At 73.2% G+C, this 13,867-nt stretch carries 14 protein-coding genes; 7 read left to right on the top strand and 7 right to left on the bottom strand.

Going from position 1 to position 13,867, the window contains the following annotated elements:
• Positions 1–52 precede the first annotated feature (52 nt).
• A complete protein-coding gene (locus OOK34_RS15210) occupies positions 53–1,228 on the top strand; it encodes a lipase family protein (protein ID WP_267034406.1) in 1,176 nt (391 codons plus the stop codon).
• Between the two features lie 40 nt (positions 1,229–1,268).
• Here OOK34_RS15210 and OOK34_RS15205 read toward each other — a convergent pair whose 3' ends face one another.
• Together OOK34_RS15205 and OOK34_RS15200 are read right to left on the bottom strand one after the other, a co-directional pair.
• Entirely contained in the window at positions 1,269–2,831 is a 1,563-nt protein-coding gene (locus OOK34_RS15205; RefSeq protein WP_267034405.1) for an alpha/beta hydrolase, read from the bottom strand.
• An 83-nt stretch (positions 2,832–2,914) separates the two neighbouring features.
• Positions 2,915–4,780 (bottom strand): long-chain fatty acid--CoA ligase, encoded by a 1,866-nt coding sequence (locus OOK34_RS15200; protein ID WP_267034404.1) that lies wholly within the window; start codon positions 4,778–4,780, stop codon positions 2,915–2,917.
• 243 nt (positions 4,781–5,023) lie between these two features.
• Here OOK34_RS15200 and OOK34_RS15195 point away from each other — a divergent pair, with 243 nt between their 5' ends.
• Both OOK34_RS15195 and OOK34_RS15190 read left to right on the top strand, forming a co-directional pair.
• Positions 5,024–5,776: a hypothetical protein gene (locus OOK34_RS15195; protein ID WP_267034403.1), complete on the top strand. Its 753-nt coding sequence runs from the start codon at positions 5,024–5,026 to the stop codon at positions 5,774–5,776.
• Positions 5,777–5,832: 56 nt separating this feature from the next.
• Positions 5,833–5,970, top strand: coding sequence for a hypothetical protein (locus tag OOK34_RS15190; protein WP_267034402.1), 138 nt, complete (start codon positions 5,833–5,835; stop codon positions 5,968–5,970).
• A 113-nt stretch (positions 5,971–6,083) separates the two neighbouring features.
• Here OOK34_RS15190 and OOK34_RS15185 read toward each other — a convergent pair whose 3' ends face one another.
• Positions 6,084–7,823, bottom strand: coding sequence for a DUF4173 domain-containing protein (locus OOK34_RS15185; RefSeq protein WP_267034401.1), 1,740 nt, complete (start codon positions 7,821–7,823; stop codon positions 6,084–6,086).
• A gap of 156 nt (positions 7,824–7,979) precedes the next feature.
• Here OOK34_RS15185 and OOK34_RS15180 point away from each other — a divergent pair, with 156 nt between their 5' ends.
• Positions 7,980–8,876: a DUF6454 family protein gene (locus tag OOK34_RS15180; protein ID WP_267034400.1), complete on the top strand. Its 897-nt coding sequence runs from the start codon at positions 7,980–7,982 to the stop codon at positions 8,874–8,876.
• Here OOK34_RS15180 and OOK34_RS15175 read toward each other — a convergent pair.
• Positions 8,836–9,459, bottom strand: a complete 624-nt coding sequence (locus OOK34_RS15175) for a class I SAM-dependent methyltransferase (RefSeq protein WP_267034399.1) — start codon at positions 9,457–9,459, stop codon at positions 8,836–8,838. The genes OOK34_RS15180 and OOK34_RS15175 overlap by 41 nt on opposite strands.
• A 180-nt stretch (positions 9,460–9,639) precedes the next feature.
• On the opposite strand from OOK34_RS15175, the gene OOK34_RS15170 reads away from it, so the two are divergent.
• The gene (locus OOK34_RS15170; RefSeq protein WP_267034398.1) at positions 9,640–10,284 is read left to right on the top strand and encodes a DUF4937 domain-containing protein; all 645 of its coding nucleotides are present in this window, start codon (positions 9,640–9,642) and stop codon (positions 10,282–10,284) included.
• Between the two features lie 7 nt (positions 10,285–10,291).
• Here the strand turns inward: OOK34_RS15170 and OOK34_RS15165 are convergent, their stop codons facing one another.
• The gene (locus OOK34_RS15165; protein WP_267034397.1) at positions 10,292–10,684 is read right to left on the bottom strand and encodes a DUF4345 domain-containing protein; all 393 of its coding nucleotides are present in this window, start codon (positions 10,682–10,684) and stop codon (positions 10,292–10,294) included.
• A gap of 85 nt (positions 10,685–10,769) precedes the next feature.
• On the opposite strand from OOK34_RS15165, the gene OOK34_RS15160 reads away from it, so the two are divergent.
• Positions 10,770–11,369, top strand: a complete 600-nt coding sequence (locus OOK34_RS15160) for a TetR/AcrR family transcriptional regulator (protein WP_267034396.1) — start codon at positions 10,770–10,772, stop codon at positions 11,367–11,369.
• Here OOK34_RS15160 and OOK34_RS15155 read toward each other — a convergent pair.
• Positions 11,366–11,881, bottom strand: coding sequence for a DUF3995 domain-containing protein (locus OOK34_RS15155; RefSeq protein WP_267034395.1), 516 nt, complete (start codon positions 11,879–11,881; stop codon positions 11,366–11,368). The two genes, OOK34_RS15160 and OOK34_RS15155, sit on opposite strands and share 4 nt — an antisense overlap.
• Before the next feature lie 236 nt (positions 11,882–12,117).
• Here OOK34_RS15155 and OOK34_RS15150 point away from each other — a divergent pair, with 236 nt between their 5' ends.
• Positions 12,118–12,342 carry a hypothetical protein gene (locus tag OOK34_RS15150; RefSeq protein WP_267034394.1) on the top strand — a complete coding sequence of 75 codons (225 nt, stop codon included), beginning with the start codon at positions 12,118–12,120 and terminating at the stop codon, positions 12,340–12,342.
• 207 nt (positions 12,343–12,549) lie between these two features.
• On the opposite strand, the gene OOK34_RS15145 is transcribed toward OOK34_RS15150, so the two are convergent.
• Positions 12,550–13,761 carry an IS4 family transposase gene (locus tag OOK34_RS15145; RefSeq protein WP_267034393.1) on the bottom strand — a complete coding sequence of 404 codons (1,212 nt, stop codon included), beginning with the start codon at positions 13,759–13,761 and terminating at the stop codon, positions 12,550–12,552.
• Between the last annotated feature and the right edge of the window lie 106 nt (positions 13,762–13,867).

The following is a 13,867-nucleotide window of genomic DNA, read 5'->3' as shown; positions in this document are numbered from 1 at the left end:
ACTACCTTCGCCTCACCTGCCCCCACACATACGGACGTTGGGAGAGCCGCCCATGCGTTTGCGCAGCACCGCCCTGGCCGCCTTGGCCGCACTGACCGCCCTGGCCTTCACGGCCGGGATCCCCGCCGCCACCGCCGAGACCGCCGAAACCGCCGCTGCCGCCGAAGCCGGCCGCCCCGGCGACATCGTCAGCAGCGCCCCTTCCGCCTTCCACCCGCTGCCCGGCCAGCCCACCGGCACCAAGGCCTGGAAGGTGCACTACCGCTCGACCACCGCCGACGGCGCCCCGAACGTGGTCTCGGGCACCGTCATCGTCCCGCAGGACGGCCGCACCGGCCCGCGCCCGCTGATCACGTACGCCGTCGGGACCGTCGGCATGGGCGACTCCTGCGCTCCGAGCAACAACCTCCCGTACGGCACCGCCATGGAGGCCAACCTCATCCAGCAGTACACCCTGCGCGGCTGGGCCGTGGTCGTCACCGACTACGAGGGCCTCGGCACCCCGGGCGTCCACACCTACACCGTCGGCCCTTCGGCGGGCCACGCGATGCTCGACGCCGCCCGCGCCGCCATCCGCCTGCCCGGGGCCGGGCTGTCCGCGGACACGCCCGTCGGCATCATGGGCTACTCGCAGGGCGGCCAGGCCAGCAGCTGGGCCGCCGAGCTCCAGGGCTCGTACGCGCCGGAGCTGAAGGTCAAGGGCACGGCGACCGGCGGTGTCCCCGCCGACCTGATGAAGGTGGCCGCCTTCAACAACGGCTCCTTCGGCTCCGGGCTCATCTTCATGGCGGCCGCCGGGCAGGACGCGGCCTTCCCCGAGCTGAAGCTCGACTCGTACCTCAACCCGGCGGGCCGGGCGCTGGTGGCCGGGATGAAGGAGAACTGCGTGGCGGTCGACGCCATCGCCGGCTCCTTCAAGCGGATCTCCGACCTGACCACCCGCGACCCGCTCGCGCAGCCCGACTGGCAGGCCCGCCTGAACCAGAGCCGGCTGGGCGGGTCGGCCCCGGCCGCGCCGGTGCTCCAGTACCACGCGCTCGGCGACGAGCTGATCCCGTACGCGGTGGGGCGCCAGCTGCGCTCCGAGTGGTGCGCGCGGGGTGCGGACGTCCAGTTCGACACCATCGTGCTCGGCGAGCACGTCAGCGGTGTGATCACGCACTCCCTGACGGTCGGGAACTGGCTGGCGGACCGCTTCGCGGGCCGCGCCACCCGTCCCGACTGCTAGGCCGCCCCTTCCGGATCTCGCGCTGAGCTGCCCCGCCGGTTCACTTGCCGGCGGGGCAGGACCGCGTGCCGCCCGGCAGCTTTCCGCCGGTCAGGAAGGTGTCCACGTAGTCGCGTACGCACGCCGAGGCCGCGTAGCCGGTGTGCCCGTCGCCCTTGTGGTCGATCACCACCGTCGAGCCGAGCCGGCGGGCCGTCTCCTCCGTCCACTCGTACGGGGTCGCCGGGTCCCCGCGGGTGCCGACGAGGAGCATGCGGGGGGCGCCGGGGCGGTCGATCCGGCGGATGAAGTCGGTGCCGGCGGGCCGGCCGTAGCAGGACAGTACGGTCATCAGCTGGCCCGGCCCGAAGATCTGCGAGGCCCGGCGGAAATCGGCCTCGAGGCCGCCGATCTCGCTCTCGATGGCCTCCGGGGTGGCCTTGTCGTTGCCCCGGTCCGGGTCGTCGGCGCAGTTCACGGCGGTGAGGGCGGCCTCGGCGTTGTCGTCGGGGACCCGGGCGGGGCCGTCGTCGGGCGGCGCCTCGGGCGGGCCGCCCAGTTCCGTCAGGGGGACCGGGTCGCGGTCGCGCTCGACGCTGGCGAGGGCCTCGGCGAGGTCGGGCCACAGGGCGGTGGAGTACAGGGCGGCCCCGATGGCCCCGACCGCGTCCTGCCCGGTGAAGTGCGAGCCGTCCTCCCCGACCAGCGGTTGCTCGTCGAGCCGTGCGACCAGTTCCTCGACCTGCTCCTTGGCGGTACGGGTGTTCGTGCCGTAGACGCAGTCGCGCTGGTGGGCGCACCAGGCCAGGAAGTTGTCCAGGGCGCGCTGCTGGCCGCGCGCGGAGACCAGGGCCTGCTCGGCGAGCGGTTCGGTGAGGGTGTCGACCCCGTCGAGGACCATCCGGCCGGTCTTCTTGGGGAACTGGGCGGCGTAGACGGCGCCGAGCCGGGTGCCGTAGGAGAAGCCGAGGTAGTTGAGCTTCTTGTCGCCGAGGGCCTGGCGGATGCGGTCCATGTCCCGGGAGACGTTGACGGTGCCGATGTACAGGAGCACGGGCCCGGAGTGCAGGGCGCAGCGCGCGGCGACGGCCCGCAGGGCGGCCAGCTGGGCGGCGGCGTCCCCGGGCACCTCGTCGCCGACCTGCTGGGAGCCGCCGCAGGAGACGGGGGAGCTGAGGCCGACGCCGCGGGGGTCGAAGGCGACGAGGTCGTAGCGCTCGCCGAGCTTCGCGAAGAGCCCGGGGTCGGCGGCCAGGGAGGCGATCCCGGGGCCGCCGGGGCCGCCGAAGTTGAGCAGCAGGGAGCCGAGAGGTCTGCGGCCGGGGGCGGTGGCGGGGATGCGGGCCACGGCCACCCGGGTGGTGCCCTTGGCGGGGTCCGCGTAGTCGAGGGGGACGGTCACCTCCCCGCACCGCATCCCCGCGGGGACGGGGCCGGCGGGGCAGTCCCCCCACCGTATGCCCTGGCCGGGGGCGGGGCGGGGGGCCGGGGCGGCCCCGAGGGCGGCGGCCAGGACGAGGGCGCAGGCGGCGCAGGCCGCTCCGGCGGCGGCCGCGGCGGCTGCCGTACGGGCGCGGGGGCGGGGGCGGGGACGCGGTCGGGGGCGGGGACGCGGTCGGGGCACTGCGGCCTCCTCGGGTCGCCCCCCGGACCGGTCGGCCCAGCCCACCATAAGCGGGCCCGGCCGCCCCCGCCCCTCGGCGGTCCTCAGGCGCCCCGGGGTGCCCGGTACAGCTCCTCGATCTCGCTGCCGTAGTCGCGGGCGATGGCTCCGCGCTTGAGCTTCATCGAGGGGGTCAGGTGTCCGCGGGCCTCGGTGAACTCCCCCGGCAGGACGACGAAGCGGCGGATCGACTCGGCCCGCGAGACCAGCTTGTTGGCCTCGTCGACCGCCCGCTGGAGTTCGGCCAGCAGTTCCGGGTCGGTGACCAGCTCGCGGATCGGGACGCCCTGCTTCTTGTGCATCTGCCGCCAGTGGGCCAGCCCCTCCGGTTCGAGGGTGACGAGGGCGGCGACGTAGGGGCGGTTGTCGCCGATCACCAGGCACTGGCCGACCAGGGGGTGGGCGCGCAGCCAGTCCTCCAGGGGCGCGGGGGCGACGTTCTTGCCGCCGGAGGTGATGATCAGGTCCTTCTTGCGGCCGGTGATGGTCAGGTACCCGTCGGCGTCCAGCTCGCCGATGTCCCCGGTGGCCAGCCAGCCCCCGGGCGGCTGCGCGCCCACGTTCCAGTACCCGGCGAAGACGTGCCGGCCGCGCAGCAGCACCTCCCCGTCGTCGGCTATGCGCACCGCCGTCCCCGGCAGGGGCCAGCCGACCGTGCCGAGCCGGGGGCGCTGGGGCGGGGTGACGGTCGAGGCCGCCGTGGTCTCCGTCAGCCCGTAGCCCTCGAAGACGTCGATCCCCGCGCCCGTGTAGAAGGCGGCGAGCCGGCGCCCGAGGGGGGAGCCGCCGCTGAGGATGTAGCGCACGCGGCCGCCCAGGGCCGCGCGGATCCGCCGGTAGACGAGCGGGTCGTACAGGGCGCGGGCGGCCCGCAGCCCCATCCCGGGGGTCTTGCCCTCGACGATTTCCCCGTACTGCTGGGCTATGCGGGCGGCCCGGTCGAAGGAGGAGCCGCGGCCCATCTTCTCGGCGGTGGCGCGGGCGGTGTTGTAGACCTTCTCCAGGACGTAGGGGATGGCGAGGAGGAAGGTCGGCTGGAAGCCGGCGAGGTCGGCGAGCAGCTCCTCGGTGCGGATGCTGGGCGCGTGCCCGAGCTTGACCCGCGCCCGCAGGCAGCCGACGGCGACCATCCGTCCGAAGACGTGGGAGAGCGGCAGGAAGAGCAGGGTGGAGGCGGGGTCCTTGCTGGCCGACCGGAACACCGGGTGCAGCAGCTCCACGGCGTTGTCGACCTCGGCGAAGAAGTTGCCGTGGGTCAGTACGCAGCCCTTGGGCTGCCCGGTGGTGCCGGAGGTGTAGACGAGCGTGGCGACGGATTCGGGGGTACGGGCGGCCCTGCGCGCGTGGACGATCGCGTCGGGCAGGTGCTCCCCGGCCTTGATCAGCTGGGCCACCGCGCCGGTGTCGAACTCCCACAGGTGCGCGAGGCCGGGGAGGTTGGCGCGCTCGGCGCTGAGCAGCCGGGCCTGGACGGTGTCCTCGACGGCGCAGGCCACCGCCCCGGAGTCGTGGATGATCCAGCGGGCCTGGAGGGCGGAGGAGGTCGGGTAGATGGGTACGGTGACCAGCCCGGCGGCCCATCCGGCGAAGTCGAGCAGGGTCCACTCGTAGGTGGTCCGGGCCATGATGGCGAGCCGGTCCCCCTCCGCGAGCCCCTCGGCGATCAGCCCCTTGGCGACGGCGAGCACCTCGCGCGCGAACTCGGCGGCGGTGACGTCCCGCCAGGTGCCGTCCCGCTCCTTGCGGGCGAGCACGGCCTCGCGGGGGGCTTCGCGGGCGTTCTGGAACGGGATGTCCCCGAGCGACCCGCTCGTCGCCGGCCCGGCGAGGGCCGGCACGGCCACCTCGCGCACCACCCCGCCGACGATCGTCTTGACGGGCTCGACCGGCGTCGGCTCGGCTGCGTCCACGGCAGGTTCTCCTCGGTCGGCGGGCTGTTACCGCCGGTAATCTACGCACGCCCCCTCCCCCGCGACCACCCCCCGTACCGCTTCTCCCCGCCAGCTCCACACCCCCCTGACCGGAACACCCCCTGGCGCGCACACCTCGGGGGAAGGTTCCCCCTCCTGAACCGCTGGGCGGAACGGCTGCGTCAGGGCGGGCGCAGCGGGCAGAATCCCGGAGGGTCCGCCCCCACCCTCGAGGAGCAGCCGGTGTCGCCCCAGGAAATCGAGTTAACACTCACCCCCGAGCAGGCCGCCGCAGGTGTGACCGTCTCCGTCCCCCTGCCGGCCGGACCGCAGCGCCTGCGCATACCGCCCGCCCGCAACGGCGACCTCGTCCGGGCCAGGGTCGGCGGGGCCGAAGTGCTGCTGCGCATACGCGTGTCCGGGGCTCCGGTCCCGGGGCCCGCGCCGGCCCGGCCCGCGCAGGCGGGGAAGAACGGCGCCCTCGGGTGCCTGCTCGCGCTCGGGGTCGTCGCCGCGCTGATCATCGGCGTCGTCGTGACGAGCGACAACGACGACGACTCCGACCGCACGGCCTCCGCGTCCCCGACGGCCGACTCGACGTACACCCCGTACAGCCCGCCGACCTACACCTACAGCCCCACCACCGAGCCCGCCACCGAGCCGGCCACCGAGCCCGCCACCGCCCCGACCTACCCGACCCCGGACCCGACCCCGACCACCCGGGCCCCCCGCCCCTTCGAGACGGGGACCTGCCTCAACGGGCAGCTGCCGGACTCCACGACCGCGCAGCGCGTCACCAATGTCGACGAGGTCGACTGCTCGGCGTCCGACGCCCACTACCGGGTCATCCAGCGCTTCCCCGGCACCAACGACATGAGCCGCTGCGACGAGAACCCCAAGACGGAGTACGGCTTCTCGTACCGCTACACGATCAACGGCAGCGTCATCAACGAGTACGTGTACTGCCTGGTCGGCATCGGCTCCTACGCCCGCTGACCCCGGGCTACCGCTACTGCCAGCGGTACGGCTTGACGCTGGGGTCGTAGGAGCAGGTGACCATCCCCCCGCCACCGCCGCTGCTCCCGCCGCCCGTCGGGGGCTTGGTCTTCGTCGGGGCGGGCGCCGGGGCCTGGGTGCGCTCGGACTCCGGGGTGCGGGCGGGGGCGGTGGTCGCGGGCGGCGGGGTGTAGGCGGGGTCGTTCTTCTGGGTGGCCGTCGGCGCGGCGGTGGCCGTGGCCGAGGCGGTCGCCGGGGCCGACGGGATACGGGGACTCCGGACGCACCCCCGCCCCCTCCCGCCCCGCTACCCCCGCCCGCTGCTCCCATAGCCGAGCCTCCTGCACTTGCCCGCGGCGGTGGCCGTCACCGGGCGCTCGCGCAGGATCTCGCGGGCGCGGTACTCGCCGAGGCTCGTGGCGTACCAGGGCACGTCACCGGCGTCGCGCAGCTGGTCCCGGATCCCGATCAGGGCGCAGGACCGCTGCGGCTCCGGCAGCCGGTCCAGCGCGGGCGCCGCGTCCGCCGACAGTTCGCGCAGGTAGGCCACATCGATCTTGCCGTCCCGCTCGTAGCGGGTGACGCTGCTCTGCGCGACGATCCCGTCCGGAGACACCAGCCCGAAGGCCAGTACGGTCGCCGCGGCGCTGCCGACCACCACCCGGGCCAGCCAGCGGCCGCCCACCACCCCGGCCGCCATCAGCAGCACGAGCACCAGACCCAGCCACAGCTCCACCGTGACCACCGACAGCCGCAGCCGGGTCAGCCCGTACGCGTCCACGTACAGGTCCATCCGGCGCACCGCGGAGGCGACCACGACCAGCGTCAGCAGGCACAGCGTGCCCAGCACCCCCCGCACCAGCCGGCGGTCGCCCGCCGTCCCCCGGGGCGCCCAGCGCAGCGCGAGCGCGATGACCGCGAGGACGAACACCGTGGCCCAGAGCAGCTGCCAGAACCCCTGGCGCGCGTACTCGGCGTACGTGAGCCCGGTGCTCTCCAGCACCTTGTCGTACCCGCCGAACAGCACCGCCAGCTGCACCGCGTTGAAGCCGGCGAAGAGCAGGTTGAGCAGGATCAGCGGCAGGCTCCACTCCACCCGGGAACGCGCCTTGCCCGGGCGGGTCTCGATACGGTCCCAGCGGTGCGGGGCCGCCGCGGTGCGGGCGGCGGCGAGCGCGAGGAGCGCACCGGCCGCGAACAGCAGGACCGTCAGCGGACTGTCGCCCACGGACACGTCCGGGGTCAGGCCCTCCAGCAGGTCCGCGAAGGCCGCGTCGGCGGAGGCGAACAGCGCCCCGAACACGAGCAGCAGGACGACCGCCACCACGCCCGCCTTGGCGACGGGCAGCCAGCGCTCCCGGCCCAGCCCGCCGCCGCGCGCCCGCACCCCCGCCCAGGCCCAGCCGACCCCGGTGACGGCGCTGTCGAGGAACCCGAGCGGGCTCAGCAGGACGCCCGGCCAGCTCCGGGTGCCGTGCAGGGCCAGCGCGGCCAGCAGCACGGCGGCGAGGATCGCCAGGGTGGACGGCCAGGCGGAGTCCCTCAGGGCCGGCACCCCGAGCAGCGCCACGCAGCCCAGCACCCAGAGCAGGCTCCAGGGGCGGGCCTTGCGCCCGGCCGCACGGGCGGCGGCGTACGCGGCCACCATGGCGGGCAGCGCCGCGAGCAGCAGCCCGGGGCCCATGCCGTCCCCGAGGGCGACGGCGGCGGCGAGGCCCGCGGCGAGCACGGCCACCAGGGTGACGGGGCCGATCGGGGCCGCCTCGGCGGGACGGACCCGCCGCCACATCGAGTTCGCCGCCTTCGCGGCGGCGGCGGCCTTCGCCTGCTGCACGTGCTGGTGGTGCTGGTACGTCCGCCAGGTGTGCCAAGCGACCGGGTCGTAACCGGGGTGCCCGGGCGCGGGCGGCGCCACGGGGGCCGAAGGCGGTGCCGGGGCCGATGCCGGAGGCGGTGCCGGTGCCGGAGGCGGTCCGGCGCTCTCCCCCTTCCCGGCGTTCTCCCCCTTCTTCTCGGCACTCTCGGCGTTCTCGGCGTTCTCGGGCATCCGGTCCCTCCCCTGTCGGAGCGGCCAGAGTAGGCCCGCGCCACAAGGTTTTGAACACATTCAATTACCCCTGTGGCAGGACCGTGACAATCAATCGCCGCCGTGACGAGCCCGGGCAGCTCTCGTTCACCGGGTATGAGCCTTCCTGGATCCGCCTTGTCCACAGGTGTGTGTGACGACTCGAACGAATCCCTCGTCATGGCGGTGCGGCAGCTGACCCGGAACACACCCTGGACCGTCGTGGAGCGCACGCCGCTGGACTTCCCCGCCCACCACCCCCAAGGCGTCACGCGCGGCCCTGACCACCGCCTGTACGTATCGACTGCGGAAATCACCGAGGCGACCCGGTTCCACGACAGTCCGGTGGACGGCTACGACCGAACTCCCGGCCGGGGCCGGGGCCATGTGTACGTCACGGACGCCGGCGGCGCGGCGCTGGGCCGGGTGAGCGTGGGCGAGGGCACGGTCTACCACCCGGGAGGCATCGACTTCGACGGCGAATCCCTGTGGGTGCCGACAGCGGAGTACCGGCCCGACTCCCGGTCCATCGTCTACCGGGTGGACCCCGACACCCTGGAGGTACGGGAGGCCTTCCGCTTCGACGACCACATCGGCGGGATCGTGCGCGACCGCCAGAGCGGCCTGCTGCACGCCGTCACCTGGGGTTCGCGGCAACTGCTCACCTTCACGGCGGACGGGCGCCTCACCCACCGGGTCCGCAACAAGAGCCACTTCGTCGACTACCAGACCTGTGTGTCCGCAGGCGGCGGCCACATGGTGTGCACGGGCATCGCCGAGTACCCCTTGGCCGGGACCGGCGTCTTCAGTCTGGGCGGCATCGCCGTCGTCGACATCGAGTCCGGCCGCATCGAGCACGAAGCTCCCGTGACCACGCTGTCAGCGGCAGGCCGAGTGGTCACCTACAACGCGGTCCACCTGGAGAGGGACGGGCACGTCCTTCGGATGTTCGCCGTCCCCGACGACGGGGAAGGGCCCGGCGAGTCGCACTTGATCACCCTGGAGACACCTCTGGCGCCACCTCTGGCGCCATGACCCGGACGGCGAGGAAGTAGAGCCCCTCGTACATCAGCTCGCCCTTCAGTTCCGAGCGCAGGCTCCGCGGGGTGAACCGGCGCCGGTAGATGGGGTACGTGGCGTCGGCGACGGAGCGCAGCTCCGTCTTCTCCTCGTGCAGGTCACCGTCACTGCGCAGGTCGATCACGACCAGCTCGCGCGCCGTACGCGACGCCTCGGCGAGGAACACCGCGCGCTCCTCGGGCCGGAGCAGCCCGTAGAAGTTGGCGGTGACGATGCGGTCGAAGGCTCCGGTGGCGAACGGCAGGGGCGGGAACAGCGCCCGCACGCGCCGCGCCCGAGGCACCCGGGCGTGGGTCAGTTCCAGCATCTCCGCGCTCTGGTCCAAGGCGACGACCGGGCCGCGGAGGAACTGGGTCCATACTCCGGTCCCGCAGCCCACGTCGAGCACCCGCCCTTCGGGCAGCGCGGCGAGCAGTTTCCCGATGTCGGCGGTTTCCCGGTCCAGGCCGGCGTTCACCACGGGGTCACCGCGATAGCTGGTCTCGTCGTAGACCGGGGCACGATGCCGGTAGTACTGCTCCCGCACTAAGTCACGCATGGCACGACAGCTACCCCCGCCCCAACAACAGGCAAACGGCAGGCGTCCCGCCGACCGGGAAAAGGGCCGGAAAGAGGCGCCGGGCTGCCGGACCCCGCCACCCCTCGGACCGATTGACGCCCGCCGGGGCCGGAGGGCGATGATCACTGCTGTCGACCCGGCCTTGGAGGGTGGTTCAGCATGTGGGGGAAGTGGATCGGCTGCACGGTGCCGGGGGCCGAGCGGGGGCGATTCGACAGCGCCCAGCGCGCCTGGGCCGTCATCGGCGACCAGGAGGGGCTGGTCGGGCAGGTGGGCGGCTGGGACCCGGACACGGGTCACGCCCGGGTCCTGGGCCTGTGGAGCGGCGCCGGGGCCCATGACCGCTTCATGCGCGAACGCCACGACGCCGTGTACGCCGGGAGCCGCCAGGCCGACAGCTTCACCGGGATCGAGACGGCCGCCGGGGAGACCGTTCTCGAGATGGCCGGAGAGACCTCGGACCTGTCCCGGGCCCTGGAGACCGCCGGGCTGCTGCGGGTCGCCGACTGCCGGCTGCTGCCGGGGCGCGAGGAGTCCTTCCTCGAGGTGCAGCGCCGCGTATGGGGGCCGGGCATGGCCGCGGCCGGCGGCATGCTCGCGGGCGTGGTGACCCGGCTCGCCCCGGACCGCCACCTGGTCACCACCCTCTGGTCCGGCCCGGCCGCCCACGAGCGGTACCGCACGGAGCACTTCCCGTCGCTGCTGGCCCGCGCCGGCCTCGCGCACGACCTCCGCTCGACGGCCGGCCACCTCGTCCCCCTGGAACCCGCCTGGCGCGTCCTGCCCACCGCCGACACCCCCTAGGCGGCGGCTAGGCGGCGGCCCGGTGGGCCCTCTCGTCGGCGTCGGCGAGCCAGAAGTACAGCGGCGGCAGGACCAGTTCGATGACGGTCAGCCCCACCTGGAAGCCGTGCGGCCACCCGTGCACGGCGAGCGACAGCAGCCGCCCGGCCGCCCCCAGCAGGAACACCCCGGCCAGCCACCGGACCGCGCTCGCCGGGATCGGCGACTGGCGGGCCGCCCAGATCCAGGCGAGTCCGTAGCCCGCGAACGTCGCACCCAGGAACCGGCCGAGGCTGTCGACCGTCGCACCGGCCGAACCCGCGCCGGGAATCGCCGCGTTCCCGAGCACCACGTGCGCGAGCCCGATCGCCACGCACGCGTAACCCATCGTCAGTACGAGCCACTTGAGAGTCCTGGCCATGCTCCGACCTCCCACCCCTGGTAAGTAGACGTGCGTCTACTAGTAGGCTCCCGTTAGTAGACCCGTGTCAAGTAACATCGACCGCGTGCCTCCCCGCCGACGCCTCAGCCCCGACGAACGCCGCGCCCAGCTCCTCGACGTCGGCGCGCGGCTCTTCGCCCAGCACCCCTACGAGGAGGTGCTGATGGAGGACGTGGCCGAGCGGGCGGGAGTCTCCCGCGCCCTGCTGTACCGGCATTTCGCGGGCAAGCAGGACCTCTTCGCGGCCGTCTACCGGCAGGCGTCCGACCGGCTGCTGGAACAGGTCCCGCTGGACCGGCCCGGCGACTGGCTCGGCCAGCTCACCGACGGACTGGACGTGCACCTCGACTACTTCACCGCCCACCGCAACACCGTCCTCGCGGCGAACCGCGTCCTCGCCGGCGACCCGGTGGTCCAGACGATCATCGACAGCGAGCTGGACGCCCTGCGGACCCGGCTCCTCGACATCCTCCCGCTCGCGGACGACTCCGGCCGGGCCGCGGTGGCGGCGGTCCTGAAGAGCTGGCTGGTGTTCGTCCGGGTGCTCTGCCTGGACTGGCTCACCGCGGAGACCTGCACGCGCGCGGAGCTGCGCGAGGCCTGCGTCGGAGCCCTGCTCGGCGCCCTCCGCCCGTTCCTCCGGGCGGACGGCGCGCCGGCCTAGGCGGCGCCCGTCGCCACGCGGCGGGCGCGCAGGCGCTGCCAGGCGGCGATGCCCAGGGTGATGCCCCAGACCAGGAAGAGGGCGTACCAGAACAGCCCCCAGGCGGCCTGCGGGTGCGCGTCCTTGGCCGCGAAGGCCGGGGCCGAGACCACCCGGCCTACGGAGATCATGTACTGCATCGCGAAGTACATGAAGCCCCAGAGGGTCATGCCGATCGCGGCGATCCCCGACGGGACGGCGATGAGGAGGGCCGGGATGCGGCGCCCCCAGGGGCGGACCAGAGCGAGGGAGAGCACGGCGCCGAACACGGCCACGACGCCCATCACCCAGTAGCCGATGGCGGCCTCGAGGTTCCCGTGCGGGGCCGAGGCGAAGTCCCCGGGGAACATCGCCGCGATGCCGGCGCCCCACCAGAAGTGCGGCGCCGCGTATCCGAGAGCCGCGACAGCGGCCACGTAACCGGGCCATGCGGGCTGACGGGCGGGCAGTGCGGTCGCGTTCTCGGTCGCCATCGGGTCCTCCGGGATGCTCGGGTTCGAGTGGCGGTCCGGTGTCCCCCCGCCGTGAACGAGCATGTCCGAACAGCCCCCTCCGCCGGATCCGGCCACCGCACGACCCCGTACTCCCCCACCCGGGGGAGCCCGCTCCACCCTGGGTACCGGCCGACTCAATCGCCGCAGCCAGAGGGCCTGTAGATCATGTGAGCACTACGCTGGGCCCTCCGTCCGTACGAGCCCGAGGAGGGCGCGTGTACTCCAGAACCGAACGCTTCTACGACCATGCGGGGATGCTCCGCAACCCTGGCGAGCGGTACTACGACCACGGCGGGATGCTCCGCGCCCCCGGCGAGCGGTACTACGACCACCAGGGGATACTCCGCGCCCCCGGCGAGCGCTTCCGCGACCACGCGGGGATGCTCCGGGGCCCCGACGAACGGTTCTACGACTGCGCGAGCATGCTGAGGAATCCGTGAGCTTGCCGTTTAACCCCAATGCCGTTGACTTAGGGGTCTGGTGGGGGTGCGACGGCCGCGATGACCTGGAGGGTTTCTTCTGGCCGTCGGGTTGGCTGTGGTGGTCGTGGCCGGTCGGGGTTCCAGGACAGGAAGCGAGACATCTTGCGCTTCGCCTGGCGGATCACGGCCCGCAGTCTGCGGGGCGGGTTGATCTCCTCCTCGAGCTCACGGGCCACCGTGGTCAGGTGCTGAGGGGGGAAAATCCCTGTTCAGCGAGGTGATGCTCCGGCGGGCTGCCCGCAGGGCCGCGGCGAAGGAAAGCCGGTCCGGATCAAGGGGTTCGCTGCGGTTCACCGCTGCTCTGTGCATCAGGACTCTCAGGCCTGTGTAGAGGACCAGGTGCGCGTAGATCTCCTGGAACACCAGGTCCGGGCTCTTGCTCGGCATGACGGTGCGGGTGCCGATCTGTGTCGTCTTCAGTTCGGCGAGAGTGTTCTCCACCTCCCATCGCTCGCCGTAGAGGGCGGCGAGTTCGGCGGCCGGCGCCGCAGTGGGGTCCATGAGGGTGGTGATGAGCCGGTAGCGTTCGGCCTGGTCACGGCCGGGAAGATCGAGGCTGTACTCGATCACGCGGACCCGGATGTCCTGGGGCGGGCGGACGCTGCGGCCCCTCCCGCCGCGGACTGTGGAGATCCACGAGCCGTCCGCGAGGACATCCTCGACGGGCAGTTTCCAGATGCCGGGGATCCGCCACAGCAAGTCGGCGCCGGTGGCGGCCAGGTGCTGCCACAGATGAGCTCCAGGCAGGCCGCGGTCGGCCAGGACCAGCATCCCCGGCCGCAGCGAGCCGGAGAGCTGCTCGGCCAGAACCCGTTCCTTGACCCGGTAGGAGTCGACCACCGCGTCGCAGACCACGTGGGTGCCGGACTCGACCAGGACCATGACCCGGGCCAGCGGATATCCGGTGGGTCCCTTCCCGGCCTTGGTCCGCAGCCGTCCCAGCCCGGTCTCGTTGGCCTCGGTGTCGGCGGCCTGCAGCGTCGTGCCGTCGATCGCCATCAACCGCAAGCCCCGCCAGAACGCACCTGGCGTCCGCTCGTCGGCCACTGCCGCCCCGGCATGAAGCAGCAGTTCCCGCAGCACCTCCACCCCAAGGTTCTGACGGGCGCGGAAGACCGCTGCCTTGTCCGGAACCCGCCAGGCGCCCCACCCGTCCTCGCGCCGGACCGCCTCGGCCAGCGTCCGCAGGACCTCCCGGTACGGCTCGCCGGAGAACAACGCCCGCGCGAGCACGAAGTACACCATAAGTCTCGGCGGCAGCAGCCGCACTCGCACCTTACGGTTCTGGGACTTCGCCAGCACCGCGTCCAACAGCTCCGGCGGGAACACCTCTGTCAGGTCTCCCAGCCCGATCCGGTCCACCAGCCGAACGGTCATCGGACACCACCCCCCTGGTATCTGTTGAACCGCCAAATCACCCCTAAGTCAACGGCATTGCGTTTAACCCCGCTGAGCGAACGGCCTGTCGAACTTGATCACTCAC

The sequence above is a fragment of the Streptomyces sp. NBC_00091 genome (assembly GCF_026343185.1).
Taxonomy (GTDB): domain Bacteria; phylum Actinomycetota; class Actinomycetes; order Streptomycetales; family Streptomycetaceae; genus Streptomyces.
Note: the sequence above shows the minus strand (reverse complement) of the source record. Positions and strands in the feature narration are given on the sequence as shown.